29 protein-coding genes, 1 tRNA gene and 1 pseudogene are annotated in these 25,364 nt (G+C 72.0%); 17 read left to right on the top strand and 14 right to left on the bottom strand.

The window, feature by feature from the left end:
* The first annotated feature begins 28 nt into the window (after nt 1-28).
* Together D0Z08_RS13370 and D0Z08_RS13365 are read left to right on the top strand one after the other, a co-directional pair.
* Nucleotides 29-1,600, top strand: coding sequence for an alpha/beta hydrolase (locus tag D0Z08_RS13370; RefSeq protein WP_118925735.1), 1,572 nt, complete (start codon nt 29-31; stop codon nt 1,598-1,600).
* Nucleotides 1,601-1,664: 64 nt separating this feature from the next.
* Nucleotides 1,665-1,737, top strand: a tRNA-Thr gene (locus D0Z08_RS13365).
* Nucleotides 1,738-2,233: 496 nt separating this feature from the next.
* Here the strand turns inward: D0Z08_RS13365 and D0Z08_RS13360 are convergent.
* The 3 genes and pseudogenes from D0Z08_RS13360 to D0Z08_RS32115 all read right to left on the bottom strand — a co-directional run bounded on the left by D0Z08_RS13360 (nt 2,234) and on the right by D0Z08_RS32115 (nt 4,792).
* Nucleotides 2,234-3,136 (bottom strand): prolyl oligopeptidase family serine peptidase, encoded by a 903-nt coding sequence (locus D0Z08_RS13360; RefSeq protein ID WP_245993929.1) that lies wholly within the window; start codon nt 3,134-3,136, stop codon nt 2,234-2,236.
* Between the two features lie 134 nt (nt 3,137-3,270).
* A pseudogene (locus D0Z08_RS13355) lies at nt 3,271-4,501 on the bottom strand (IS256 family transposase).
* 147 nt (nt 4,502-4,648) lie between these two features.
* The gene (locus D0Z08_RS32115) at nt 4,649-4,792 is read right to left on the bottom strand and encodes a hypothetical protein (RefSeq protein ID WP_182481288.1); all 144 of its coding nucleotides are present in this window, start codon (nt 4,790-4,792) and stop codon (nt 4,649-4,651) included.
* A 171-nt stretch (nt 4,793-4,963) separates the two neighbouring features.
* Between D0Z08_RS32115 and D0Z08_RS33405 the strand changes: the two genes are divergently transcribed.
* A complete protein-coding gene (locus D0Z08_RS33405) occupies nt 4,964-5,086 on the top strand; it encodes a hypothetical protein (protein ID WP_281271731.1) in 123 nt (40 codons plus the stop codon).
* A 49-nt stretch (nt 5,087-5,135) separates the two neighbouring features.
* Here the strand turns inward: D0Z08_RS33405 and D0Z08_RS13350 are convergent, their stop codons facing one another.
* Nucleotides 5,136-5,429 carry an acyl-CoA thioesterase gene (locus D0Z08_RS13350; RefSeq protein ID WP_118925733.1) on the bottom strand — a complete coding sequence of 98 codons (294 nt, stop codon included), beginning with the start codon at nt 5,427-5,429 and terminating at the stop codon, nt 5,136-5,138.
* Between the two features lie 312 nt (nt 5,430-5,741).
* Between D0Z08_RS13350 and D0Z08_RS13345 the strand changes: the two genes are divergently transcribed.
* Entirely contained in the window at nt 5,742-5,936 is a 195-nt protein-coding gene (locus D0Z08_RS13345; protein WP_118925732.1) for a hypothetical protein, read from the top strand.
* 5 nt (nt 5,937-5,941) lie between these two features.
* Here the strand turns inward: D0Z08_RS13345 and D0Z08_RS13340 are convergent, their stop codons facing one another.
* A complete protein-coding gene (locus tag D0Z08_RS13340; protein ID WP_182481287.1) occupies nt 5,942-7,150 on the bottom strand; it encodes a phospholipase D-like domain-containing protein in 1,209 nt (402 codons plus the stop codon).
* A gap of 119 nt (nt 7,151-7,269) precedes the next feature.
* Between D0Z08_RS13340 and D0Z08_RS13335 the strand changes: the two genes are divergently transcribed.
* Nucleotides 7,270-7,740 (top strand): MarR family winged helix-turn-helix transcriptional regulator, encoded by a 471-nt coding sequence (locus tag D0Z08_RS13335; protein ID WP_118925730.1) that lies wholly within the window; start codon nt 7,270-7,272, stop codon nt 7,738-7,740.
* On the opposite strand, the gene D0Z08_RS13330 is transcribed toward D0Z08_RS13335, so the two are convergent.
* Complete coding sequence (locus tag D0Z08_RS13330) at nt 7,741-9,276, bottom strand: FAD-dependent oxidoreductase (RefSeq protein WP_118925729.1); 1,536 nt, start codon at nt 9,274-9,276, stop codon at nt 7,741-7,743.
* Between the two features lie 124 nt (nt 9,277-9,400).
* Here D0Z08_RS13330 and D0Z08_RS13325 point away from each other — a divergent pair, with 124 nt between their 5' ends.
* The 4 genes from D0Z08_RS13325 to D0Z08_RS33400 all read left to right on the top strand — a co-directional run bounded on the left by D0Z08_RS13325 (nt 9,401) and on the right by D0Z08_RS33400 (nt 11,733).
* On the top strand, nt 9,401-9,676 hold the full coding sequence (locus D0Z08_RS13325; RefSeq protein WP_118925728.1) for an HU family DNA-binding protein: 276 nt from the start codon (nt 9,401-9,403) through the stop codon (nt 9,674-9,676).
* Nucleotides 9,677-9,786: 110 nt separating this feature from the next.
* Nucleotides 9,787-10,782 (top strand): permease, encoded by a 996-nt coding sequence (locus D0Z08_RS13320; RefSeq protein ID WP_118925727.1) that lies wholly within the window; start codon nt 9,787-9,789, stop codon nt 10,780-10,782.
* A complete protein-coding gene (locus D0Z08_RS13315) occupies nt 10,767-11,453 on the top strand; it encodes a TIGR03943 family putative permease subunit (RefSeq protein WP_118925726.1) in 687 nt (228 codons plus the stop codon). The genes D0Z08_RS13320 and D0Z08_RS13315 overlap by 16 nt, the downstream gene beginning before the upstream one ends.
* Before the next feature lie 151 nt (nt 11,454-11,604).
* Nucleotides 11,605-11,733, top strand: coding sequence for a hypothetical protein (locus D0Z08_RS33400; RefSeq protein WP_281271730.1), 129 nt, complete (start codon nt 11,605-11,607; stop codon nt 11,731-11,733).
* Between the two features lie 51 nt (nt 11,734-11,784).
* Here D0Z08_RS33400 and ykgO read toward each other — a convergent pair whose 3' ends face one another.
* The 3 genes from ykgO to D0Z08_RS13300 are packed head-to-tail and all read right to left on the bottom strand — an operon-like array spanning nt 11,785 to nt 13,201.
* A complete protein-coding gene (ykgO, locus tag D0Z08_RS13310) occupies nt 11,785-11,907 on the bottom strand; it encodes a type B 50S ribosomal protein L36 (protein WP_118925725.1) in 123 nt (40 codons plus the stop codon).
* A gap of 26 nt (nt 11,908-11,933) precedes the next feature.
* Complete coding sequence (gene rpmF / locus D0Z08_RS13305) at nt 11,934-12,122, bottom strand: 50S ribosomal protein L32 (protein ID WP_118925724.1); 189 nt, start codon at nt 12,120-12,122, stop codon at nt 11,934-11,936.
* Nucleotides 12,122-13,201: a CobW family GTP-binding protein gene (locus D0Z08_RS13300; protein ID WP_118925723.1), complete on the bottom strand. Its 1,080-nt coding sequence runs from the start codon at nt 13,199-13,201 to the stop codon at nt 12,122-12,124. The genes rpmF and D0Z08_RS13300 overlap by 1 nt, the downstream gene beginning before the upstream one ends.
* An 83-nt stretch (nt 13,202-13,284) precedes the next feature.
* On the opposite strand from D0Z08_RS13300, the gene rpmB reads away from it, so the two are divergent.
* Genes rpmB through D0Z08_RS13280 form a run of 4 tightly spaced genes read left to right on the top strand, consistent with a single transcriptional unit; the run spans nt 13,285 to nt 15,228 of the window.
* Nucleotides 13,285-13,539, top strand: coding sequence for a 50S ribosomal protein L28 (rpmB, locus tag D0Z08_RS13295; protein WP_118925722.1), 255 nt, complete (start codon nt 13,285-13,287; stop codon nt 13,537-13,539).
* A complete protein-coding gene (rpmG, locus tag D0Z08_RS13290) occupies nt 13,520-13,690 on the top strand; it encodes a 50S ribosomal protein L33 (RefSeq protein WP_118925721.1) in 171 nt (56 codons plus the stop codon). Before rpmB ends, rpmG begins: the two co-directional genes overlap by 20 nt.
* A complete protein-coding gene (rpsN, locus tag D0Z08_RS13285; RefSeq protein WP_118925720.1) occupies nt 13,690-13,995 on the top strand; it encodes a 30S ribosomal protein S14 in 306 nt (101 codons plus the stop codon). The genes rpmG and rpsN overlap by 1 nt, the downstream gene beginning before the upstream one ends.
* Before the next feature lie 21 nt (nt 13,996-14,016).
* Nucleotides 14,017-15,228 (top strand): YibE/F family protein, encoded by a 1,212-nt coding sequence (locus tag D0Z08_RS13280; protein ID WP_118925719.1) that lies wholly within the window; start codon nt 14,017-14,019, stop codon nt 15,226-15,228.
* Here the strand turns inward: D0Z08_RS13280 and eccCa are convergent.
* Nucleotides 15,164-18,913: a type VII secretion protein EccCa gene (gene eccCa / locus D0Z08_RS13275; protein ID WP_118925718.1), complete on the bottom strand. Its 3,750-nt coding sequence runs from the start codon at nt 18,911-18,913 to the stop codon at nt 15,164-15,166. The genes D0Z08_RS13280 and eccCa overlap by 65 nt on opposite strands.
* Nucleotides 18,914-19,080: 167 nt before the next feature.
* Here eccCa and D0Z08_RS13270 point away from each other — a divergent pair, with 167 nt between their 5' ends.
* The 4 genes from D0Z08_RS13270 to D0Z08_RS13255 are packed head-to-tail and all read left to right on the top strand — an operon-like array spanning nt 19,081 to nt 20,926.
* Complete coding sequence (locus D0Z08_RS13270; RefSeq protein WP_118925717.1) at nt 19,081-19,398, top strand: WXG100 family type VII secretion target; 318 nt, start codon at nt 19,081-19,083, stop codon at nt 19,396-19,398.
* A gap of 55 nt (nt 19,399-19,453) precedes the next feature.
* On the top strand, nt 19,454-19,753 hold the full coding sequence (locus D0Z08_RS13265; RefSeq protein ID WP_118925716.1) for a WXG100 family type VII secretion target: 300 nt from the start codon (nt 19,454-19,456) through the stop codon (nt 19,751-19,753).
* 11 nt (nt 19,754-19,764) lie between these two features.
* Complete coding sequence (locus tag D0Z08_RS13260; protein ID WP_245993928.1) at nt 19,765-20,739, top strand: EsaB/YukD family protein; 975 nt, start codon at nt 19,765-19,767, stop codon at nt 20,737-20,739.
* Nucleotides 20,740-20,743: 4 nt separating this feature from the next.
* Nucleotides 20,744-20,926 carry a hypothetical protein gene (locus D0Z08_RS13255; protein WP_118925715.1) on the top strand — a complete coding sequence of 61 codons (183 nt, stop codon included), beginning with the start codon at nt 20,744-20,746 and terminating at the stop codon, nt 20,924-20,926.
* Nucleotide 20,927: 1 nt separating this feature from the next.
* On the opposite strand, the gene D0Z08_RS13250 is transcribed toward D0Z08_RS13255, so the two are convergent.
* The 4 genes from D0Z08_RS13250 to D0Z08_RS13235 all read right to left on the bottom strand — a co-directional run bounded on the left by D0Z08_RS13250 (nt 20,928) and on the right by D0Z08_RS13235 (nt 25,231).
* Nucleotides 20,928-22,325, bottom strand: a complete 1,398-nt coding sequence (locus D0Z08_RS13250) for a phospholipase D-like domain-containing protein (protein ID WP_182481286.1) — start codon at nt 22,323-22,325, stop codon at nt 20,928-20,930.
* A gap of 130 nt (nt 22,326-22,455) precedes the next feature.
* A complete protein-coding gene (locus D0Z08_RS13245; protein ID WP_118925713.1) occupies nt 22,456-23,424 on the bottom strand; it encodes a D-alanine--D-alanine ligase family protein in 969 nt (322 codons plus the stop codon).
* Nucleotides 23,421-24,608 carry an alanine racemase gene (gene alr, locus D0Z08_RS13240; RefSeq protein WP_118925712.1) on the bottom strand — a complete coding sequence of 396 codons (1,188 nt, stop codon included), beginning with the start codon at nt 24,606-24,608 and terminating at the stop codon, nt 23,421-23,423. Before alr ends, D0Z08_RS13245 begins: the two co-directional genes overlap by 4 nt.
* Nucleotides 24,605-25,231, bottom strand: coding sequence for a M15 family metallopeptidase (locus D0Z08_RS13235; RefSeq protein ID WP_118925781.1), 627 nt, complete (start codon nt 25,229-25,231; stop codon nt 24,605-24,607). The genes alr and D0Z08_RS13235 overlap by 4 nt, the downstream gene beginning before the upstream one ends.
* Nucleotides 25,232-25,364: the final 133 nt, after the last annotated feature.

Genomic DNA, 25,364 nt, shown 5'->3' with positions numbered 1-25,364 from the left:
TGGCAGACCGCAACTGAGGAGACGGACCTTGAAGAAGCTGATCGTGGCGATCATCGTCATCTGGGCGCTGGTGATCGCTGCCGGCGCCACTGTGGCGGTCGTGCTGGTCACGGGGGACGACAACGACGACAGCAGCGCCGACCAGGACTCGACGTCCGAGGCCCCTTCAGATACGCAGTCCGAGTCCTCGACGCCGCCGGACACCGGGGAGGTTCCCGCCGGGCTGGAGTCCTTCTACGGCCAGCAGATCGCGTGGGAGTCGTGCGGGTCGAACCAGTGCGGGACGCTGGAGGTCCCGGTCGACTACGCCGAGCCGACCGGCGAGACCATCGACATCGCGCTCGAGATGGCACCGGCGACGGGTGATCGGATCGGCTCCCTGGTCGTCAACCCGGGCGGCCCCGGAGCGCCCGGCACCAGCACCGCCGAGGAGGCCGACGGCTACTTCGGGCAGGAGCTCCGTGCCCGCTACGACATCGTCGGCTTCGACCCGCGCGGCACCGGCGACTCCAGCCCGGTCGACTGCCTGACCGACGCCGACCTCGACGCCTACATCGCGGCCGATCCGGACCCGGACGACCGGCGCGAGGAGCGCGACGTCGTCGCCCACCAGGAGGAGTTCTGGTCGGGTTGTGAGGAGAAGACCGGTGACCTCGCCGCCCACGTGTCCACGATCGAGGTCGCGCGCGACATGGACGTGCTCCGGGCCGCGCTCGGCGAGCAGAAGCTGCCCTACTTCGGGTTCTCCTACGGCACCCGCCTCGGCGCGACGTACGCCGAGATCTTCCCCGCGAACGTCGGCCGGTTCGTGCTCGACGGCGCGGTCGACCCGAGCCTGCCGACGCTCGAGGGCTCGCTGAGCCAGGCCGAGGGCTTCGAGACCGCGCTGCGCGCCTACCTGGAGGACTGCGTCGACGGCGGCGACTGCTTCCTCGGCGACACCGTCGACGAGGGTCTGCAGACGATCGACGACCTGCTCGCCGACATCGACGCCGAGCCGCTGCCGACCAACGAGGAGCGCGACCTCACCGTGGGCAACGCGTTCTACGGCCTGGTCCTGCCTCTCTACTCGAAGGACAACTGGTCGATCCTCGACACTGCCCTCGAGGAGGCGCTCGCCGGGGACGGGAGCACCCTGCTGTTCCTGTCCGACTTCTACGGCTCGCGCGAAAACGGTGAGTACGTCGACAACAGCCTCGAGGCGATCAGTGTCATCAACTGCCTCGACGACCCGTGGTCGATCTCCGCCGAGGAGGTGCCCGACTACTTCGACGAGTTCGAGGAGGCGTCGCCGACCTTCGGCCGGGTGTTCGCGTGGAGCCTGGTGACCTGCCACGGCACCCCGTTCGAGACCACCGAGCCCGCGATCGAGATCGACGGCTCCGGCGCCGCCCCGATCGTCGTCATCGGCACCACCCGCGACCCGGCGACGCCGTACCAGGAGGCCGTCGCGATGGCCGAGCAGCTCGAGTCCGGCGTCCTGCTCAGCCGCGACGGCGACGGGCACACCGCCTACAACCGCGGCAACGCCTGCATCGACGACGCCGTCCACGCCTACCTGATCGACGGCACCGTCCCCGCCGACGGCAAGGAGTGCTGAGCGCCGGTTTCGTGACGTCGCCGGGCCGCCGGTATGCTTCCGCAGGTTGTTGCCCCGGCAGCACGCCGCCTTAGCTCAGTCGGTAGAGCGGCTCACTCGTAATGAGCAGGTCGTCGGTTCGATTCCGACAGGCGGCTCGCCTGGAACCCGGTCCCACAGGGCCGGGTTCCCGCCATTTTCAGGCTCTTCTGAGCGATCCGTGGGTGGATTGCGGGTACTTGGGGGCGCCGCTGACGAGGCCGCCACACTTCCTTGGTGTAGGGGTCGCTCCCTCGGCGCAGTGACCGGTCGCAGCGCTGGGGGAGCTACCTCATCACCGCGGGAGTGGCTCGCGCAGCAACGTCGCCAGCGGCCTCCGGCCGTGTCCTGCCAGTCGCCGAGCCTCGCGGGGTCGTCGATGTCACCGAACTCGTGCGGTCGGACGTTCTCGGGCGTCCTGCCGCGATAGAACTGCGCCACGGTTCTCGATCATCGTTGCCACATCTCGCCCCTTCGTTTCGCTGCAGCTCTGATCAAGGTTCCTAGGCTGGCGTCGTCTCAATGGGAGCGCGACGCCGAACTGCGGACCAGATGCAGTCCCTCAGCGGTCGCGCTGCTCAACGCGCGCGCTACAACCTCTGCCCTGACCGCGTCTCAAGCGCGTCCGGTGAGCAGCCAGGCGACCGCCTGTCGGTATTCGACCGACGAGAGAGCGTGGCCGCCTCCGGCGGTGACGCGCAGCATGAAGTACGAGCCGGGGGCTGTTCGCTGCGTCAGCTCCGCGACCGGGGGGAACGTGATGGTGGTGCCGAGAAGTGAGACAACGCCTCCGTCGAGAGGGATCTTCGCGTCGAAGGCGCCGTGCCACTGAGCGATCCGGGTCTTAGCCTTGTCGCACGGCCCGCCATAGGTAGCGGCGAGCGCGGCGACCGCCGCGAAGGCGTCGGGACGTTCGCAGATCGCCCGCAGCGCCAGCATGCCACCGTTGGAGTGGCCCAGCAGACCGACGCGGGCCTTGTTGATCGGCCAGGAGTCGGACAGATCGTCGACGATCGCGGTCAGATAGCCGACGTCGTCGACCGCCGAAGTGGTGCAGCACAGCCCGCCGTTCCAGCGTCGTGTGCTGTCCTTGCTGACACCGAAGACGAGAATCGTGTTTCCAGCGGCCCGCTGGAGTGTGGTCAGCCAGGAGTCCGCCTTGGTCGCGTCTTCTGCCGCTCCTGCTGAGTGCAGAAAGAGAATCACCGGCCGGCTCCGGCCCAGGATCTCTGTGCATTCTGGAGCATCGACGGGCGTGCAGTTCGGCAGTCGCACGAAGTACGTGCGTCCGTCAGGCAGGATGCGCTCCACAGTCGACCAGCTGACGGCGGTCGGCGTTTCGGTCGGCGTTTCGGTCGGGGTTTCGGTCGGGGTTTCGGTCGGGGTTTCGGTCGGGGTTTCGGTCGGGGTCTCGGTCGGGGTCTCGGTTGGCGTCTCGGTTGGCGTCTCGGTCGGCGTTTCGGTCGGCGTCTGTGCGTCCGTCTCGGCGCGTGAGGACACGGTCATCGCCGTCAGCAAGGCGAGAGAGAGAAGCAGGGCGAGGCCGACCAGAGCCGGCCGGTATGTGCTTTCCGCCTTGGGTTCCCTGGGCTCGGACCGCTCGGGTGGGCCAAGTCCCGGTTCGTGGTGGGCTTTGAGGTGATCCTCGGTGCCTACTCGCCGCTGTCGATGGCGGCGATGGTCCAGTATCGCTGTCGGGGTAGAGCAGCGCCATGGATCCTTCGGAGAGGTAGCGGCGGTCGCCGGCTTGCCACTCGTCGTGCATGTCGGCCAGGACTGCTCCGACGAGCCTGATCACGGCTGCGGGGTTGGGGAAGATTCCGACCACGCGGGCGCGGCGCTTGATCTCCTTGTTGACCCGCTCGATTGGGGGTTGGTGGACCAGATCTTCTGCCAGTGCGCCCGCGGGAAGGCTGTGAAGGCGGTGACCTCGGCCTTCGCCTCGTCCATCAGCGGCCCGATCTTGGGAAACGACTTGGCGAGCTGGTCGCGGACTTCGTCCCAGGTCTGGCTGACGGCTTGGGCGTCGGGTTGGGCGAAGATGGTGCGGAACACCGCGGCGACCATGTCGGCGTGGGACTTGGGCACGTGAGCCAAGAGGTTGCGCACGAAGTGGACCCGGCAGCGCTGGTGACCGGCGCCTTGGAAGGACCGCTTCAGCGCCTTGACCAGCCCGGCGTGCTGGTCAGAGATCACCAGCCGCACACCCTGCAAGCCACGCTGCTTCAGGCTGGTGAGGAACCCGCGCCAGAAGGTCTCGTCCTCGCTGTCCCCGACGTCGAGCCCGAGGACCTCACGGGAGCCGTCAGCGGCGATCCCGGTGGCGACCACGACCGCCATCGACACCACCTGACCGGTGGTGTTGCGGACGTTGAGGTAGGTGGCATCGAGGTAGACGTAGGGGAACTCGGTGTGGCCCAGGGGCCGGGTGCGGAACGCGCCGACGGTCTCGTCCAGGCCGGCGCAGATCCGGGAGACCTCCGACTTGGAGATACCCGAGTCGATGCCGAGCGCGGAGACCAGGTCATCGACACTGCGCGTCGAGACGCCGTGGACGTAGGCCTCCATCACCACCGCGTACAGCGCCTGGTCGATCCGTCGTCGCGGTTCGAGGATCGTGGGGAAGAACGAGCCCTTGCGAAGTTTGGGGATCCGCAGCTCGACGTCACCGGCCTTGGTCGAGATCAGCTTCGCTCGGCTGCCGTTGCGATCGGTGACCCGGGACTCGGTGCGCTCATAGGGCGCGGCGCCGATCCGTTCGGTCGCTTCGGCTTCTATCAACTCCTGCAACACCAGGTGGACCGATTCACGGATCAGATCCACGCCATCACCGGCACGGAACGCCTCGAGCAGCTCAGACAGGGCAGACTGGGGTAGGGCCATCGGTGGTTCTCCTTCAGTGTGTGCTTGGCCGTTCACACCGAAGATCTCGCCGATGGCCCCTCTACGTACGGAGCCCCGCCGTCCTACCCCAAACCCCACCACTCCCGGGGACTCTTACCTCGGGTGGGTGTTCGCGAGGAGCCATGGTCAGCGCCATGCCTTCGCATAGTCGACGGTGTAGGTCGCGGGCGAGGCCGCCTCGAGGACCGCTGTGTGCAGCGAACCGCTGCCCGCCAAGCCGAGCACGGGAGTGGCAGCGGCGGCGCGACGAACGCGGACAGAGAACCGCATCGTGTTTCCTCCAAGTAGTCGCGCGCTGAGTGTGGCCGCCGCGGACTGCCCGACTCGCGCGGTCTCGCCCGAGCTGGCTGTCCGTTGACTTTGACGCTAGGCCCGCCCTAGGTCGGAGCGCACCGTGCGACTGACCGGACATGTCTAGCCACGAGGAACTACCTGCGACTGATGATCGCCGACCTGACGAACACCACCAGCGTGCCGCGCTTCCCCTCGAACAACTTGGCGCGGGGCGCCGCTCGTAATGAGCAAGTCGGTCGTCGGTTCGATTCCGACAGGCGGCTCGCCTGAACCCGATCCCACAGGGATCGGGTTCCGGCCTTCAGGCAGGGCGCGTCGGTCAGCGGCGCGGACGCTCCCGCAGCTCGACCGGGTCGCCGGCGTACTGCTCCAGGTCGCTGCGGAGGTCGTCGGACAGCCGCCAGGACGTGCCAGACCTCGGGTCCCACAGCACCATCGTCGTCTCGGCGACCAGCGCAGGCGCATGGTCGGGACGCACCCGCATCTCGGACGCGACCGTGAACGAGGATCCGCCGATGTGGCTGACCCACAACCGCATGAGGAACGGCTGGAACGGCACGAACCGCATCTCGGCGTGGTAGTCGACGCGCTGGGCGCCGACCAGGTCTGTCACCCCGTCGGGCGCCGACCGCAGCAGGCCCGGACGGTCACGCGTCGAGGGCGGGCAGCGGTGCGAACCGCAGGAACTGCAAGCGCGCCTCGTCGAGGACCCGGATCGCCTCCACGTTGTCGACGTGGCCGCCGAGGTTGATGTCGCGCAGCCGCGCCTGGATCTCGCAGTCGAGGCTGTGCCCATGGGCATCCTGGCAGGCGCGTCAGCGCCCACGGACCGAGGTCCCGCACGGGAGTGCCGAAGGACCTTGACCAGGGTCGCCGCCTCCGGCGTACCGTCGACAGAGGAGTGAGGCGACCGAAGGGAGACGAGATGAGCGCCAACGAGTACGTTCTCTGGTTCATCGGCATGGCTGTCGCGATCGCGCTGATCCTGGGGCTCGGCACGCTGCGGATGGCCGGCCTCCTGCGCCGCCGGGCGAGGGCCGTCGAGGCGGAGCACGAGGCCCAGGTGGTCGAGCACCACCACTGGTACGACCGCTTCCACCACCACCACCACGCCGCCTGAGCCGGCTACTCGTCGAACAGGTCGCACCGGTCCGGGTCGACGTCCGTCCGGTCGGTGAGCACGCCGAAGTGGCGCAGGTACTGGCGATGGACGTCGCGTCCCTCGATCCCGACCACCGTCTGGTCCGAGTTCATGGTGTGCGTGGTCCAGTTGTCGGAGCCGATCCAGGTCCAGAACCGGCGGCCGCCGGGAGCGTCGTACGACGCGCTCATCGCCTTGTCGTGCACGTACGTGCCGTCCGAGGGCCAGCACCCGCCCTCGATCCGCACTCCCGCCCGTCGTAGCGCGTCCTGCGGGAGCCGGCCGACGAGCGGTCCCGCGACGAAGGTGACCCGCGCACCCTGCCGCGCCATCGCGGCGAGCCGGTCCGCGATCCACTCTCCGCGGGAGTCCCACATGGTGAACATCGCGATCCGCACGACGGTCCCCGCCCGGGCCGGGATCGAGCGGAGCGCCTTCATCACCGGGTCCTGGTCGGGGCTCTGGATCGTCGACGGAAGGACGTACGCCGACCAGCCGGCGCCGCGGAACTCCCGCATCGGGTTCGGGCCGGCCGGGCGGTCGAGCCGGCTCTCCTGGAACGTCTGCTCGAGCGCGTCGTACACCGGTCGCAGCGCGAGCGACCACATCATGCTGAAGGCGTGGGTGTCGGAGTAGTCGGTGTTGTTGTAGGAGCCGACGACGGTCACCCAACGGCGGTCCCCGACCTGGGAGAAGCGCCACACCTTGTTGTGGTCGATCGACGTCACCCCCTCGGGCCCGCGTGCCGACAGGTCGGTGAACACCAGCCAGGACCGGTCGCTGCGGTCGGCGTTGAGCACGTCGGCCAGGCGCGGTCCCTGGGGGTAGCGGTGCCGGGTCGAGCCGTTGAGGACCACCTGGACGTGGACCCCGCGCTGGAACGCGCGCACCAGTGCGGGATAGGTGATCCGCGACCCGAGGAAGTAGGTCTCGACCTTGATGTACTCGCCTGCCGGCACCGCGTCGACGTACCTGGCGAGTGCGCCCGCGATCGCGTGCGGGCGGTGCCGCGGGTCGGAGGCGAGGATCGCGCGGCGGGGTGGGCTGAAGCCGGCCGCCGCGCGTTCTTCGACGGTGACCGCAGCGGAGTCGGACCCTCGCTGGGCTCCGCTGGCGTGGAGGGCCGCGGCGGCGACGACCAGCGGGACGAGGACGGCGACCAGGAGGGTGCGGGGCGACTCGGTGGCGATCACGTTCTCCGAGGGTTTCGCCGCCGGGTGAATCCGTCGTGACCGCGCACGCGCGGTCACGCGAACGGCACACGCATTCCGCGGAAAGTGGATGCGTCAACCAAACTGGCTAGAATGGTGCGGTGACCGAACCCTGGCTCGACGATGAACAGCAGCAGACCTGGCGCGCCTGGCTCGACGTCAACGCCCAGCTGTTCGCGCGGATCAGTCGCGAGCTCCAGGCCAAGAGCGGGCTGTCGCTCCAGGACTACGACGTGCTGGTGGCGCTGACGGACGACCAGCCCGGCAGCGTGCGGATGCGCGACCTCGGCGTGAAGCTGCAGTGGGAGAAGAGCCGGCTCTCCAAGCACCTGACCCGGATGGCCGCCCGCGGCCTGGTCGCGCGCGTCGAGTGCCACGACGACCGACGCGGCGCCTTCGTCGAGCTCACCGACGAGGGCCTGGCGGCGATCCGGGACGCGGCCCCCGACCACGCCGCCCTGGTCAAGGACGTGTTCTTCGACGGACTCAGCCGCGAGCAGGTGCGAGACCTCGACAAGATCTGCGCGACCGTCCTCGAGCGGCTGAACCCCGACGACGTCTGCGGTCCGTAGCTACTCCGCCAGCAGGTCGCGCACGGCCAGCGACGCGAACACCATCGCCGCTCCGAGCGGCGCACCCGGCGCGGGGTAGCGCGACCCGAAGACCGACGCGACCGAATTGCTGGTCGCGTACAGCCCGGGGATCGGCCGACCGGTCGCGGCGTCCTGCACGCGCCCGGCCTCGTCGGTGACGAGACCGCCCTTGGTGCCGAGGTCGGAGAGCACGAAACGCGCGGCGACGTACGGCGCCTGGTCGATCGGCGTGAGCGCCTTGTTGGGGCCGGTGCCGCCGGCGAAGAAGGTGTCGTACTCGTCCTCGCCCCGGCCGAAGTCCTCGTCGACACCGGACTCGGCGAAGCCGTTGAACCGCTCCACGGTCGCCGTCAGCACCGCGGGGTCGACGTCGATCGCGCGCGCGAGGTCCGCGACGGTGTCCGCGGTGACCCAGGTGCCCGCCGCGAGGTGGTCGGCCGGGTCGCCCTCCGGCATCGCGATCGCGGGGAGCCGGCCACCCTCGCGGTTGTCGAAGACGAACCACGACGGGATCCGCTCCGGGGCCTCAGCCATGATCCGGCCGAACCGGTCGTACGGCAGGCACTCGTTGCCGTAGCGACGCCCGGTCTGGTCGACCATCAGCCCGCCGCGGAAGCCGAGGGTGAACGTGCCGCTGCCGTCGGGGTGCGCGAGGCCGGGGCAGAACCAGCCCTCGCCGGAGTAGTCGGTCGCCGCGCCCGCCTTCGCGCACGCCTCGATCACGTCGCCGGTGTTGGTGCCGCGGGGCGCCATCGTCCACTCGGCGCTGCCCGGTGTCCCGTGCAGGGCCCGCAGCTCCTGGCTGCCCTCGTAGCCGCCGGCGCCGACGATCACGCCGCGCGTCGCACCGACCTCCACCGGGCCGGTGGGCGTGTCCACGACGACGGCGGTCACCCGGCCGGCTTCCCGCCGTACGTCGACGACGTGGTGCTCGGTCGCGAGGGTGCCGCCGTCCCGGACCACCATCGCCGCCAGCCGGCCGATGAGGGCCTGACCGCCCGACAGTGTCGACCGGCCCGCGGCGCCGGCCCGGTCGCGCTCGACCGGCGGCCGCAGCAGGGCCATGACGCCAGGGTCCAGCTGGTCGCGCCGGATCGACGTCGGCTGGATCGAGCGGCCCATCGGGACCCGGCCGGGGGCGTCGTAGTACTCCGAGAACGGGATCCACTCGAGCTCCATCAGCTCGTCCGCCTCGAGCGCGGCGACCAGCTCGGGCGCGTGCTGCAGGAACGCCTCGACCCGCTCGGGGTCGGGGTCGTCGAGCACGGCGGCGAGGTAGGCGCGGGCGCCTTCGGTCGAGTCGGGCAGCCCGGCCCGCTGCTGGACCGCGCTGCCGGGCAGCCAGCAGGCGCCGCCGGAGTACGCCGACGTCCCGCCGACGAGCGCCGTGCGCTCGAGCACCAGCGTCGACAGGCCGGCCTTCGCCGCCAGCGCGGCCGCGGTCATCGCGCCGCCGCCGGAGCCGACCACCACGACGTCGTAGGCGGGCTGGAGGGGAGCGGGCACCGTCGGCATGCAGAAACTGTAACGCGTTCTACTTTGTTGGATGCCCTCGTCGGGCCAAATTGACAATGGTTCTCATTCGCTTCTAGTTTCGTGCGTTCGAGCCGCCCGTGCCACCAGTGGAGGAGTGTTCAGAATGAACCGGAGTGAACTCATCGCGAGCGTCGCCGAGCAGACCGGGCTCAACGCCCAGGAGGCCGCCGCAGCGGTCACCGCCACCCTCGACGGGATCGCGCAGGGCGTCGCGGCCGGCGACGCCGTCGCCCTGGCCGGCTTCGGCACCTTCGAGCGGCGCCACCGCGCCGCGCGGGCCGGGAGGAACCCGCAGACAGGTGAGGCGATCCAGATCGCGGCGTCGGTCGCGCCTGCTTTCAAGCCGGCCACGGCGTTCCGGCGCCTCGTCGCTGAGTGATCGACGGCCTCCCTCACCCCGGCTGGGGATGAAGGGCCGACCCGGTCGATCATCCGGCCCTGGGGTGCGACGCTGAGCCGCCGACGAGCGCCGAGGAGGGCAACGTGACCATGGAGACGACGACCGAGGCGCGCCGCGATCAAGGCATCGGCTGGCAGCCCTGGATCATGCTCGGCCTGCTCCTCGCGGCCTACCCGCTCCAGGGGGTCCTGGCCCCGGTGCTGGATGCCGCCGTCTTCCAGACGTGGGCGACGGTCTTCCTGGCGATCGTCGTTCAGTCGATCCCGTTCCTGGTGCTGGGAGTGGTCCTGTCCGGCGTGATCTCGGCGCTGCTGACGGAGAGGTTCGTGTCGCGCGTGCTTCCCCGGCGGCCGGCGCTCGCCGTACCGGTCGCCGGCATCGCCGGCATCGCGCTCCCGACGTGCGAGTGCGCCGTCGTGCCCGTCGCCAACAGCCTGACCCGCCGCGGCCTGCCCGCGTCGGTCGCGCTGACCTTCATGCTCGCCGCGCCCGCCATCAACCCTGCCGTCCTGGTGTCCACCGCGGTCGCCTTCTCCGGCCGCGTCGACATGGTCGGCGCGCGGTTCCTCGCGTCCCTGCTGACGGCGATGGTGATCGGCTGGATCTACGTGGTGGCGGCGGCGCGGTTCCCGGCGCTGCGCCTCCCCGACATCCGAGACCGTCTGGGCCACCACGAGGGTGCGACGCCGTGGCGGCGCTTCGTCGCAGCGGCGTGGCACGACTTCCTGCCCGCAGCCGCGTTCCTCGTGCTGGGCGCCATCGTCGCTGCCGCGATCAACGTGCTGCTCCCGGTCCGGATCGTCGAGGCCGTGGCCGGCCAACCGGTCCTCGCCGTCGTTGCGCTGACGGCCTTCGCGTTCGTGATCGCGCTCTGCTCCGAGGCCGACGCGTTCGTCGCCGCGAGCCTGACCGCGTTCTCCGACACCGCGAAGCTCGTGTTCCGGGTGGTCGGACCCGCGATGGACATCAAGCTCGCAGCGATGGAGATGGGTCAGTTCGGCCGCCAGTTCACCCAGCAGTTCGTGCCCCTCGTCCTGGTGGTCGCCGCGTGCGTCGCCAGCCTCGTCGGATGGGTGATCCTGTGAACCGCACGGCCCGGGCCGTCATCCTCACGGCTATCGGCGGCGTGTCTCTCCGGATGGGCGCCACGGACGAGTACGCCAACTTCGTCAACGCCTGGATGCGCTGGCCTCTGGTCGTGAGCGGCGCGCTCCTGCTCGGGCTCGCCATCGCGGCTGCCGTCACCACGGTAAGCGATCACGACCACCCGGCGGGGCCGGTCGCGTGGCTGCTGCTGCTGCCGGTCGTGATCGCCTTCGTCGTCCAGCCGCCCGCGTTGGGTGCCTACGTCGCCGATCGGCGCGCGAACGACGCCGACGCCCGGCGCTACTCCGAGCCGATCCGGGTGGAGCTCGACGAGACCGGCGAGAACGCGATCCCGGTCGCGAACTTCCTCGCGCGCGCAGCGACCGACGACGGCGCGACCCTCGCCGGCGTGACGGTGCGTCTCACCGGCTTCGTCAGCACCGACAAGGACGGGGGGTGGTACGTGACCCGCCTGGCCATCTCGTGCTGTGCGGCCGACGCCGCGGCATTTCGGGTCCGCGTCCAGGGCGCCGACGCGCCTCCGGTGGAGCAGGGGGTCGACGTGGTCGGGACCTGGGTGGAGGGCACCGGCACCGATGCCGGTGGCACGCCGGTGATTGCTGCGGATGAGGTGACGTACGTCGACCAGCCGAAGCGGCCCTACGAGTGAGCGTCGGACACCGGTCCGATCGGCAGACTCAGCTTCTGCTCGTCGCGATGGCCCTGGTCCTGGCGGCGGTCTTCCTCTACCCGCCGCGCGGCGAGGACGAGGTCGCCGCACCGCCGACACCGTCCGCCACAACGACCGAGACCGAGACACCGTGCTCGAGGGCATCTACAGCTCGCTCGGGCTCAGCCTCGACCGATCGGCGGTCGAGGCCCTCGAGGACCACGTCGACGGCGAGGACCCGGCGCTCTCCAGGTATCTCGTCGAGCTCTGCCCCGCGTGACGTCCGGACGCCGTGGCGCCCTCCCGATCAGGGCGCCACGGCGCAGCGGGTTCAGCCCTGCCGGGCCTTCATCCGTGGGTTCTGCTTGTTGATCACGTAGGTCCGCCCGCGCCGGCGGACCACCTGCGCACCCGGCTGGTTCTTCAGTGAGCGCAGTGAGTTGCGCACCTTCATCGTCGTCTCCTCCTCGTCCGTGATGGTCAGGGCTTCGCCGGTCGACCGGTCGCCGGGTCGACCTGGCCGGCCAGGATGGCCGCCACGAGTCGGCGGGGCACCCGGTGCCGGACGCCCTCGGTGGTCACCGGCACCAGGTCGGGAGCCGTGGCCTTCCACTGGGCCCGTCGGTGGCGGGTGTTGCTCCGCGAGGTACGGCGCTTCGGTACCGCCATCACGCCACCTCCCGGATCGGGCCGAGCCATGGCTCGAACCCGTCCTCGGTCACCTGCCACCCGGGTGCCTCGCGACTGCCGTCCTCGCCGGGTCGCACCAGCATCTCGGCGAAGGCCGGGCGAAGGCTCGCGGGTGCGGCGCCCACGCCGGTGACGACGATCCGGGTGAACGGTGCGCGGCGGCCCCAGGGCGCGTGGTCGCCGATGCTGAGCTGGCCACCGGCGCCGTCCCACTCCAGCGCCCGACCGGGTCGGCTGGGCAGCCAGAAGCAACCACGGGTCCGGAAGGGGCCGCCGCCGATCGCGTCCAGCGACTCCAGGAGTCGTTCGGGGTGGAACGGCTGGATCGACTGGAGGTCGACCCGCCAGATCCCCTCGACCCGGACGTCCGGGAGCGCGTCGGTCCGAACGGGACTCGTCCACTCCTCGGTGTGCGCGTGCTGGTGCAGCCGGCCAAGAAGATCGGCGCTGGTGAGGCCGGCGCTCCCGACGACGACCGGCACGTCGGGGCGGGCCAGCGCCTGCACGAGGCCGGCAGCGACGGCGTCCGCTTCGCCGTCGACGACGACCGCGTCGGCGTACTCGATCATCGACGCGAGGACCTCGCCCACGCCACGGCGGTCGTCGTGGGAGCAGTGCCACCCGCGCTCTGCGAGCAGGTCATCGCCCAAGAGGTCATGGACCGGGTGCGCGGCGCTGACCGCGGTGACCACGGCCGACACCCGCAGGAACCGCGCCAGCCGGGTGTCCCACGTCAGCACGTTGCACAGGTGGGCCGCCTCGGCGCCGACCGGCAGGTGGGCAACGATGCTGTGCCACCGTCGGGTCCGGGCCAGCCGCTCGAGCGTCGGCACGATGTCCTCGCGGATGGCGCAGCTGACGCAGGCGTGCTCGAGCTCCGTCTCCTGGTGCTCGACGACGCCGGTGACGTCGCTGACCGTCCGGGTCAGCACCTGGCGATCGACGTCGATGTGGTGGCGTACGGCGACCGCGCCGGGCAGGTCGAACTGCAGCCCGACCATCGTCGCCGCCATCGCGTCCGGGTCGACCCCCGAGATCAGCACGACCGGCACCCTCATCGTCCGTCCTCCCGCTTCGCCATGGTTCAATCCTTCCGATTAGAATGAGAATCGTTCTCAAACTATGTCAGAGAGGAAGCCCGATGTCACAGCGGTGTCAGGTCACGGGAGCGGGACCGGGGTTCGGCAACAACGTCTCCCACTCCCATCGACGGACCAGGCGTCGGTTCGACGTCAACGTCCAACGCAAGCGGTACTGGGTGCCCAGCCTCGGGCGGCACGTGACCCTCCGGGTGAGCGCGCGCGGGATCAAGACCGTCGACCAACGCGGGATCGAGGCAGTGGTTGCCGACCTCCGCCGGCGAGGGAGCGGCTCTGATGGCGAAGAAGGGCAGTGACGTCCGCCCGATCGTGAAGCTCCGCTCCACGGCCGGGACCGGGTTCACCTACGTCACCCGGAAGAACCGCCGCAACGACCCCGACCGGATGGTCCTGCGCAAGTACGACCCGCGCGTCCGGCGCCACGTCGAGTTCCGCGAGGAGCGCTGATGGCTAAGCAGAGCAAGATCGCGGCCGACCGCAAGCGCCGCGCCGTCGTCGAGAGGTACGCCGGGCGCCGGGCCGAGCTCAAGGAGCGGATCCGGCGCGCGGCGCCCGGTTCGCAGGAGCTCGCGGACGCCGTACGGGAGCTGTCGCGGCTGCCGCGTGACTCCTCGCCGGTGCGCTTGCGCAACCGCGACCAGGTTGACGGTCGTCCTCGGGGCTACCTGCGGAAGGCCGGGCTGTCCCGGATCCGGTTCCGGGAGCACGCACTGCGGGGGGAGCTGCCGGGGGTCCGCAAGAGCAGCTGGTGACACATGGCAGGCTGACCCGCCATGGGCCACGGACACTCGCACCGGGCGGCCGGGGACATCGACGACCAGGTGCAGGTCGGCGGCCCGGCGCGGACGTCGCTAATGGTGGGCCTGGGGCTGGCTGCGGTCGCCACCGTCGTGGGGCTGGTCGTGTGGTGGCCGTCGGGCGACGCGTCCGACGTCGAGTCCGCGCAGTTCGCCGCCGAGGGCGTCACGTTCCCGACCGGCGAGGTCCGCGAGGTGGGCGAGCCGTGCCCCGTGCAGGAGGCGCCTCCCGAGGGGTGCGGCCTGGTGTCCGTCGAGGTCGACGACCGCCGGGTCGACGTCCAGGTGCCGCCGGAGGTCTTCGCCGCCGGCCTCAGCCCGGGTGACCCGGTGGAGCTGCAGAAGGTGCCCGGCGAGGGGGGCGCGCCGACGTACTCCTATTTCGCCACCGATCGCGACGGCACCTTGCTCTGGCTGGTGCTTCTCTTCCTCGTGGTGGTGCTGGCGATCGCCCGCTGGCGCGGGCTCTTCGCGCTGGTCGGGCTGACCTTCGGAGCCGCGGTGGTCTGGTGGTTCCTGCTGCCCGCGCTGCTCGAGGGCTCCTCGGGCGTCGGCGTGGCGCTGACCGGCGCCTCGGCGATCATGTTCGTGGTGCTGTACATGACGCACGGGCTGTCCCTGCGCACGAGCACCGCGCTGGCCGGGACCCTGGTCGGCGTCGCGATCACCGGTGTCCTCGGGGTGGTCGCCGTCGCCGACGCACGGCTGACCGGGATCTCCGACGATGCGGGCGGCCTGCTGCGCGCCTACGGCAACGGGCTCGACTTCCCCTCCCTGCTGGGCTGCGCGCTGGTGATCGCCGGGCTCGGCGTGCTCAACGACGTGACCATCACGCAGGCCTCGGCGGTCTGGGAGCTGCGCGCGGCGTCCCCGGGCGCCTCGCGGCTGGAGGTGTACGCCGGCGCGATGCGGATCGGGCGCGACCACATCGCCTCGACGATCTACACGATCGTCTTCGCGTACGTCGGCACCGCGCTCCTGGTGCTGATGCTGCTGAGCATCTACGACCGCTCCATCGTCGACCTGCGGTCGACCGAGCAGCTCGCCGAGGAGATCGTGCGCACCCTGGTGACGTCGATCGGCCTGGTGCTCGCGGTGCCCGTGACGACCGCGCTCGGCGTGCTCATCGCGTCGCCGAGTCGGGTGACCACGCCACCTGGAACACCTCTCTCCCGCGATCCCGCGTGACCAGCTGCCCGCGCCCCGGCACGGAGGGGGCCGGTCGCACGGTGCCGATGAGCGGACCCTCCTCCCGGTTGCCACTGAGCAGCACGCCCGGCATCGCGAGGTCGCGCAGCGTCTGGATCACCGGCTCGTAGAGCGCTCGGGCGGCGCCGCCGCTGCGCCGGGCGACGACGAGGTGGAGGCCGACGTCACCCGCCTGCGTGAGCAGCGGCTGCAGCGTGGCAACCGGCGACCCCTGCGGCGTCGCGACCAGGTCGTAGTCGTCCACGACCACGAACACCTCCGCGCCCGTCCACCACGACCGCCGCCGCAGCTGGTCGGGCGTGACGTCGGGGCCGGGGAGCCGGGTGCGGAGGTACGACGCCAGCTCGTCCAGCGCCGGGCGGGCCTGGTCGGCCGAGGTCAGGTAGTGCAGCAGGCGCTCGTCCGGAACCTCGCCCAGCAGCGACCGGCGGTAGTCGACCACCACGACCTGCGCCTGCCGGGCGGTCCGGGTGCGAGCGACCTCGTGCAGGTAGGTCCGCAGCAGCGCGCTCTTGCCCGAGCGCCCGTCGCCGAACACCAGCAGGTGCGGCTCGGCGTCGGTGTCGAGCACCACCGGCGCCAGCTGTGCCTCGTCCAGCCCGAGCAGGAGTCCGGGGGCGTCGGGGCCGGCCTGTCGTCGTACGGCGGCGAGACCGACGGTTGCTGGCAGCAGCCGCACCGGCGGCGCCTCCAGGCCGGGCCAGGCTTCGCGCGCGGCCGCGATCAGCTGCTCGGGTGGGGGCGGCAGCGCCGCCAGGAAGTGCAGCGGGCCCGGCGCGAGTCCCCGCCCCGGCCGGCCCGTCGGCACCGTCGCCGCGGTCCGGCGGTCCACCTCCGAGTCGACGGGGTCGCCGAGCCGCAGCTCGAGGCGGGTGCCGAGCTGGTCGCGCAAAGCCGCCCTGAAGTCCGACCACCGCGCGCTCGACACGACCAGGTGGACGCCCAGGCCCAGCCCGCGCTGCGCCAGCTGCTGGAGCGCGGGCTCGAGGTCGTCGTGCTCCGCGCGCAGCGCGCTCCAGCCGTCGACGCAGAGGAAGACGTCGCCGCGCCCGTCGGCGGTGTCACCGGCCTCACGGCGGTCCGCGATGCCCTGCACCTCCGCCACGACCCGTCGTACGACGTCGCGGTCGGCCCTGCCCGCGACGCCGGACACGTGGGGGAGATCGGCGAGGTCGCCGAACCCGCCGCCACCGAGGTCGAGCACGTACCACTGCGTCTCCCGCGGGCTGCCGGCCAGCGCTGCAGCCGCCACGATCGTGCGCAGCAGGGTGCTCTTGCCGCTCCGCGGTCCACCGACGACGGCGACGTGTCCGCCGGCACCGGTGAGGTCGAGCACCAGCGGGTCGCGGCGTTGCTCGCGCGGTCGGTCGAGGGTGCCGACCGGGACCCGCAGCGGGCCGCGGGCCGCCGGGAGGAGTCGGCCGAGAGGCTCGGGCCGGTCGAGAGGCGGCAGCCAGATCTGGTGCGCAGGCGGGCCGTGGCCCCGCATCCGGGCCACGGCGAGCTCGAGGACCGAGGCCTGGTCGCTGGCGGGTGGCTCAACTGCTGCCCGCCCCGCGGCCGGCCCCGCCGTCACCGGCGCCCGCACCTCGCGGGCCACGAACGGCAGCACCAGGGGCGCCCGGCGGGCCCCGCGTCGTCGTACGGCCGGCTGCCCAGAGGGCCCGGAGACGTACGCCGCCTGGAACCGGGTCAGGGTCGTCGGGTCCGGCTTGAGGTAGCCCAGGCCGGGCACCGAGGGCAGCGCGTGGGCGTCCGGCACGCCGAGAACGGTGCGGGACTCCTGCGCGCTGAACGTCCGCAGGCCGACCCGGTAGGACAGGTGGGCGTCGAGGCCACGGAGCCGGCCCTCCTCGAGCCGCTGCGAGGCGAGCAGCAGGTGGAGGCCGAGCGATCGGCCGAGGCGGCCGATCGCGACGAACAGGTCGGTGAGCTCGGGCTTCGTCGAGAGCAGCTCGGAGAACTCGTCGACCACGATCAGCAGGGACGGCACCGGCGGCAGGTCGGCGCCACCTGTCCGCGCGTGCTCGTAGTCGCGCACCGATGAGAGGTTGCCGGCGCTGCGGAGCGCCTCCTGCCGGCGCACCATCTCGCCAGCGAGCGCGTCGTGCATCCGGTCGACGAGGGCGAGCTCGCCGGCGAGGTTGGTGATCACTGCCGACACGTGGGGCAGGTCGGCCATCCCGGCGAACGTCGCCCCGCCCTTGAAGTCGACGAGCACCAGGTTGAGCTGGTCGGGCGGGTGGGTCATCGCGAGGCCGAGCACGAGGGTGCGGAGGAACTCCGACTTCCCGCTGCCCGTCGCGCCGACGACCAGCCCGTGCGGACCCATCCCGCCCTGTGCCGACTCCTTGAGGTCGAGGTGCACGACCCCGGCGCTGCCCGTGCCGACCGGCACCCGGAGCCGGTCCCTCGGCGGCCGCGGACGCCAGCCCGAGCCGGGGTCGAAGGCGGTCATCCCGTCGACCCCGAGCAGCTCGGGCAGGCCGGCAGGCGTCGCCGGCGCCGCATCGGGCGCTGAGGTGGCGGCCTGCCGTGGCAACAGGCGGCGCGCCACCGCCTCGGCGGTCGCGGGGTCGCACCGGTCGGCGTGGGCAGTCACCGGCTCCGCCCGGAGTCGTACGGCGCGCACGGGCACGCCCGGCTCCGAGTCCTCGCCGGGTAGGAGCTCGAGCCGCAGCTCGCCCGCCGCCGGCGGCTCGTCGGGCGCACCCACCTCGACCACCGTGACCCCCGGGCGGCCGTCGGGGGGCACCACGCCGTGCGCGGAGGCGGGTCCGTCGACGACCAGCAGCACGTGGCCCGTCGTCGGCAGCAGGTCCGTGAGGGCCGTGGCCGCCGAGCCGATCAGCCGGACCGGACCGACCGCGTCGGACCGTTGCGCGGCCTGGGCGTGCGGCAGCCACTTGACCCACTCCCACTCCTCGAGAGTGTCGTCGGTCGCGAGGACGGCCACCGTCAGGTGCTCGGGGGAGTGGAACGTCGCGGCCGAGCAGACGAGGGAGCGGGCCAGGGCACGGCCGGCGCCCGGCCCTCCCGCCAGGGCGATCCGGTGGAAGCGGCGGAGGTCGACGGCGGCCGGCAGGTCCGGTTGCACCGGGTGGGTGTCCAGCAGCCGGCGTACGGCGGACACGGCGGCGGGGTCGGCGTCGTCCGCGTCCAGGTCGGCGGGAGCCGCGAGCTCGACGGAGAGCGACTGGGCGCAGACGCCGTACCTCACGTGGAGGAAGGCGGGGTCCTCCGGGCCGCGCTCCCAGACCCGGGTGCCGTCGGCGGCGACCGACGGGAGGGCCGCGGGCTCGGGGTGCAGCCAGCCGAGCGCCTGCCGCTGCGTCGCCGCGGCTTCCCGTACGGCGGCCCGCACGCCCGCCAGGTGCCGGAGGTAGGCGCGCCGCGCGCCCGTCAGCTGGCGCCGGCGCTGTCCGCGCTGCCGGTCGAGCTGGAAGCCGAGGTAGGCGACGGTCGTCACCAGGAACAGCCCGGCGGCGACCACCCGCACCTCCGAGCTGCCGCCTCCGAGGGAGGCGACCAGCACGACCGACCCGAGGCTCCCGAGCATCGGGATGGCGCTCGCCGCCACGCCTCCGGCCCCCTCGGCAGTCGGCAGTCGCGGCGGCTCCTCGAGACGGATCCGGCCGGACGGCAGCTCCGGGCGTGGGGTCATGCCGGGGAGTCAACCCCGGAGCGTCGCCGCGCGGAACCGCCCCGGCCGCAGCCTGTGGACAACGCCGTACCCCGGTTTGCGGCAGTCGGCGACGCGGGCACACCGGGGTCCGTCGGCACCGATCGGTGCCGCCGCCACAGCACGTGACACCGAGAAGGAGCACCACCATGGCGAAGCCTGATGAGTTCGGCCAGGGCGACGGCACCCTGAGTCATGCTGCCGGTCTCGTGACCGAAGCACGGACCGACTTCAACGCCTACAGCGCCCGTCTCGACGGCCAGATCGCCGGTGTGCAGGGGCGCTGGGGCGGCCGGGGCGCGCAGGCGTTCTTCATCCTCCACCAGGCGTGGATCGAGAAGCAGCGGACCATCGTCACCGCCCTCGACGACTTCGCCGGCGCCCTGACCACCACCGAGCAGGACAACACCGCCACCGACGACGAGGTCGGTGCGACCTACCGCCAGCTGCAGGGCCGGCTCGGCTGACGCCGCCGACCCCAGCGACCCCGACGACACCGACACCACCCGAAGGAGACAAGAGATGGTCAACCTCGACGGCCTGCGCGTCCAGCACGGCGCGCTCGACCAAGCCGCCACCGACATGCACCAGACGGTCAAGGACATCGACGACCGGATGAACCGGCTCGAGGCCGAGCTGGAGCCGCTGCGCAGCGAGTGGGCCGGCCACGCCCAGGTGGCCTACATCCACGCGAAGGCGGAGTGGGACCGTGCCATCAAGGAGATGCGCGACCTGCTCGACGAGAGCCACCGCACGGTCTACCACTCGAACGCCGAGTACCAGGCGGTCGACCGGCGCGGCGCCGCCCGCTTCGACGTCTGAGGAGCCGACCGGTGTCCGAACGGCTGCTCCGGGTCACTGCCGTCGCCGGGGGACGACGCAGCGACCTGGCCGTGCCGGGTGGTGTCGCGGTGGCCGAGCTGGTGCCCGACCTCGCCCGGGCGGTGGGGTTGCTCGACCCCGCAGCGGTCTACGCGGGCTACCGGTTGCACGCCCAAGGTCGGAGGCTCCGACCCGACCAGGGGCTGCGCGAGCAGGGCGTCGACGACGGCGCCCTGCTCGCCGTGGCGGCCAGGGCCGACGAAGGGCAGCCGGCCGTCCACGACGACCTTGCCGAAGCCACGGCCGAGGCGGTCGCGCGGGTGCGCCCGTGGCGGCCGGCCGACACCCGCCGTACGACGTGTGCGACCGGCCTGCTGGGCCTCGCCGTCGGGCTCGGCGCCCTCGCGTGGGACCTCGTCCCCCGGGTGACGACCGGCTGGTCGGTCGTCCTCGTCCTCGCCGTCCTCGCCGGCAACGCGTTGCCTGCCCTGGCCGTCGCCGTCGGCGTCGGTCGCGCCGATGGGACGCCCGCCGACCCCGATCGGGTCGAGGCGCTGGTCGTTCGGTCGACCAGGCTGCTCCTGGTCGGATCGGTGGTGGTCGGGCTCGTGGCGGTGGTGACCGTGCCGGTCGTCGCCGACGGCACGGCGGGCGCCGCGCTCGCCGTCGACTGCTGCCTCGTGCTGCTCCTGCGCGCGCCGCGGCACCGCTCGCTCACCCAGGTCCTGGTCGACGCGGCCGGCGGCCTGGCAGGGCTCCTGGTGATCGTCGTGGCGGTGCTGCTGCGCCACCCGGACGCCCGCCCCGTCCTCGCCGGGACGCTCGTCCTCGCCGGCCTGGTGACCTGCGGGGTCACCCGGCTGCCCCCTGTTCCCGCGATCCTGCGGGCGCGGGCGATCGACCTGGTCGAGACCCTCGCGCTGGTCGCGCTCGCGCCGCTGCTCCTGGTCGCCACCCACGGCCTCGCCCGCATCACCGGGGGATAGGCCGGTGGCGACCAACAAGGAGCTGCTCGAGGCAGCGGCGTTCCACCGACGCCGTGTCGTCGCGGCGCTGCTCAGCGGCTCGCCGTACGACGAACCGGCCCGCGTGCTTCGGGCCGTGATCGCCGGCGTGCTCCTGGCGGCGACAGCCGTCGCCGCGAGCCTTCTCGCCCGCTACCTGGGCCTGTGAGTCAGTCGTCGTTGCAGGGAGGGAGTGTCGGATCCCGATCGCCGCGGGTCCACTGGAGCCTGCTGTGCCGCTTCACGACGTTCCAGCGGTCGACGTACTGCCGCCAGACGCTCGCGCTCCTCACGTTGAGCGTGACCTCGTCACCCCGGGTCAGGGATCCGGTGGCCCAGTTGGCCGTGCCGGTCCAGACACCGGCGTAACGCCGGTTGGTGCCGTAGGTCCCGCGGATCGCGACAGCCTTCATGTGGGTGCGCGTGTTGACGCAGCCGTCCAGGTCCGTGTCCCACCGGCTGTCCCAGAGCTCGATCAGTCCGGACGCCCGGGCGTCCTTCATCCGGCTCAGCAGCCCGCTGTCCACGGCGCCGAAGATGATCTTCACCTTGCAGCCGTTGAGGGCGAGGCTCCGGATCTTGTCCCAGATGTAGTTGCCGCGGTGACCGTTCCACCAGAACTGCTGGATGTGGATCGTGGTCGGTCCGAACGCGCTCGAGCACTTCACCTTGCGCAGGTCGACCATCAGCGGGTCGCGTCGCTCGCCGACGCCGATCATGGGGAAGATCCGGGTGGTGTACGGCCCGTCCTTGAACTCGACCAGCTTGCGCCCGGCCCGCTTCTGCGCGGTCATCAGCCGGTGGATGCGGACGAAGAACTGGAAGGTCTTCGGGCGGCTCTTCATCACGATGAGGTCGTTCCAGCCCGAGTTGGCACCGCCCGCGTTGAGGTTGCTCGACGAGGTCATGACGACGTTGTTGGCCGAGCCGGTGTGCGACATCGCGTAGATCTTGGAGTGCATGTTGGCGTCCTCGCCGCCCCGGCAGCTGCCGGAGCACCGGAGGACGTAGCTGCCGTCCCGGCCCCACGTCACGTCGCGGCCGGTGGGCTCCCGAAGGCTCACGTTGACCTGGCGCGCGGTCATGAGCGGGATGCCGCTGTCGTCGCGCGTGCGGAGGCCGCCGTGGGAAGGCGGCAGCGGGCCGTTGCACCGGCCGGCGCGCGGGTCGCTGTCAGCGATGCCGTCGTTGTTGCCGTCGCGGACGTTGTCGGCGTTCAGCGCCGTCACGATGCGACGGAGCGGCTTCGACACCACGGCCCGGTCGATGATCACCCGCACCGAGACGCCACGCTTGCACGCGGCGATGAGAGCGTCGGCACTCGCCTTCCGGTCGAAGAGGTAGCCCGCGAGCAGGATCACCGGCCGCGGGTCCTTCGCGGTCGGCCTGACGTTGCGGAACGCCTCCTCGACCGCCCGGACGATCCGGGTGTTCTCGGCGCTCGACCCCCACGGGTTCGGGACGTTGAAAGATGCGCCGCCGCGTGGCTCGTAGCCGATCGCGGACGCGGGCAGCAGGGTCAGCGGAAGCAGGATCGCCAGCAGGGCTGCGGCGCGACGGATGAACAAGTTTCCCCCAAACTCCGGGTCGTGGGCGGCGGGAGCGCCGGTCCACGGGCACAGTGATGGTAACTGCCAAGACGGAACACCTTGTGACAGTTACCGAACTCCGGTTGTGCCCGTGATGGAACGGCAACCCTCAGGTAGACGCCGGGGACCGGTCCGAGGTTGCCTCCCGGACCATGATGTCGAGAAGCTCGGGGTACGACGTCCCGGCCGCGGCGAACATCCGGGGCACCTGCGAGTGCTCGGTGAAGCCCGGGATCGTGTTGACCTCGTTGAGAACCGGGCCGTCCGCGGTGAGGAAGAAGTCGACCCGGGCCACGCCTGCGCAGCCGACGGCGTCGTACACGGCGATCGCGGCCCGCTCCAGTGCCTCCCGGTCGGCCTCGGACATCGGCGGGGGGATCCGGAACACCGCGGACCCGTCGTACTTGCTGTCGAGGTCGAAGATCCCGGACTCCGGAACCACGATCTCGAGCGCCGGGGGGACGGTCCGGCTGCCGTCGGGGCGGCCGAGGACGGCGAGATCGATCTCACGTCCTTCGACGACGTCCTCGACGAGCACCCGGTCATCCACGGCGAAGGCCGCGTCCAGGGCCGGAGCGAGCTCGGAGGCCTCGCGGACCATCGAGACGCCGTGGCTGGAGCCCGCCGCGACCGGCTTCACCACAACCGGGTGCGTGAACGACACCTGGTCGGCGGTCGCGCGGGTGACCAACGTGCCCGGAGCGGTGGGGACGCCGATCGCCTCGGCGACCAGCTTGGTGACCCACTTGTCCATCGCGATGGCACCGGCGCCGAGGGCGGAACCGACGTAGGGCACGTCCGCGAGGTCGCAGAGCGCGGCCAGGGTGCCGTCCTCGCCGCCCGGCCCGTGCAGCATGGGTACGGCGACGTGGCAGTCGCGCAGCACCGCGACCGCGCCGGACAGGCCGATGGCCTCCCCGCCCTGGTCGAGCCAGCCGCCGTCGCGGTCGATCGTCAGCGGCACGACCTCGTGGCCGGCCTCGGTGAGCGCCGCGCCGGCCGCCGCCGCCGAGGAGAGGGAGACGTCGTGCTCGCAGCTGGTGCCGCCGCCGATCACGGCCACGCGTAGCGGGTTCATCGGATCCCAATCGTCTTCGGGGTCAGGGTCGGTCGGTTCGGAGTGGCCGGCGGCTCGCCGACCGTGATGCGGTGGAGGCGGGGGCCGAGCCCGGTGACGATCTCATGCTCGAGCGTCTCGGCCCAGCCCGCCCACTCGGCAGCAGTCGGCTCACCGGCGTCGCCGGGCCCGAAGACGGTCGCCAGGTCGCCCTCCCGTGGCGCGTCCGGACCGTCGGCCTCGCCGAGGTCGACGATGGTCATGTCCATCGAGATCCTCCCGACGACCGGGCGCCGGCGCCCACCCACCAGCACCTCGGCGCGGTTGGAGGCGAGCCGGGGGAGGCCGTCGGCGTACCCCAGGGCGAGCAGGCCGAGCCGGGTGTCCCGCGGTGCCTGCCAGCTGTGGCCGTAGCCGACCGACGTGCCCGCGGCGACCTCGCGCACCTGCACCAGCGGCGCCGTCAGCGTGAGCGCCGGCCGCAGCCGCGCCGTGTGCGACTCGTCGATCCCGACCAGGCCGGCGCCGATCCGGCTCATCGTGTGATGGCTCAGGGGATCGCTGAGCGTCGCGGCGGTCGCGGCGAGGTGGTGGTCCGCGGGCCTGAGCCCGAGGTCATGTGCGGTCTGCAGACCCCACGCGAAGCGAGCCCGGCCGGCGTCGTTCGCGGGGTGGCCGGGCCGGTCGGCGCAGGGGAGGTGGCCCATCACGCCGACGACCGACAGCAGGCCGGCGGCCTCGGCCGCACGCGCCTCGCGGCACAGCGCGACCCACTCCTCCGGGCTGGCGCCGTCGCGGGCCATGCCGGTGTCGAGCTGGAGGTGGACCCGCAGGCCGGGGGCGGCGCGCACGGCGGCGAGGTGCGCCAGACCCGGTACGGCGACCTCGATCCCGTGCGCTGCGGCCGCGGCGAAGTCCGCGTCGAGCGGGTTGAGCCAGCTCAGGATCCGCTCGGTGAAGCCGGCGGCCCGCAGGTCGAGCGCCTCGGCGAGGGTGGTGACGCCGAACCGGGTGGCGCCGCCGGCGAGCGACGCCTTCGCGACGGCCACGGTGCCGTGGCCGAAGGCGTCGGCCTTGACGACCGCCATCACCTCGCCGTCGGTGGCGGACCCGATGGTCCGGACGTTGGCGGTGACGGCGGTGGTGTCGATGACGAGGGTCGGGATGGACCCGGCCGCCTCGACGGCCGCGGGCGAGGGGGTCATGCCACCGCCTCGCGGTCGTCCACCGGCCCGTAGTGCGCGTTGGGGGCGCCGGTGACGAGCGCCCAGTAGCGGTCGCCGTACGACCAGTGCCACCACTCGGTCGGGTAGTTGACCAGGCCGGCCGCCTCGAGCGCCTCGGCGAGGATCACGCGGTTGGCCCGCGCCGACGTGGAGATGTCGGGGGACGCGAAGTAGCACGCCCCGTCGGACTCCTCGGGCGTCGCGTCGATCGGGGTCCCCATGTCGAGCTCGGCGCCGTTCGCGTCGACGAGGGTGAGGTCGACCGCGGCCGCCGCCACGTGGGGTGCGACGTCGATCGGAGCGACGAACCGGCTCGCGAGCCGCTCGACGTCGGCCCGGCCGATGCCGGGGTACGTCGCGGCCACCTCGTCGGCGTACTGCGCGAAGATCTGCCGCTGCACCGCCTCGGAACGGTGCCCCTCCACGACCTGCAGCCGGATCCCGTCGGGAAGAGACGCGTTGGCGGCCTCCAGCCGGGCCCCCAGCTCGACCCGGACCCGCGCCCGTGCCGGCCCGAGCTCGGGGCCCAGCGCGACCAGCGGCTCCCCACACTCGAGGACCGGGATCGCGCCGACCCGCGGGTCGGACAGGAGGATCGTCATGGAGACATGGTGACGGGTCGATCCGAACATCGCCGCATCTGTCCGCCCGGCCTGTCGCCCCGCGATCGCGGGGCGGGCCGGCCACTAGCTCGCGCTGCGTCGGCAGTATCTGCCGGCCCAGCGCGAGCTAGCT

Source organism: Nocardioides immobilis (assembly GCF_003515065.1).
Taxonomy (GTDB): domain Bacteria; phylum Actinomycetota; class Actinomycetes; order Propionibacteriales; family Nocardioidaceae; genus Nocardioides; species Nocardioides immobilis.
Note: the sequence above shows the minus strand (reverse complement) of the source record. Positions and strands in the feature narration are given on the sequence as shown.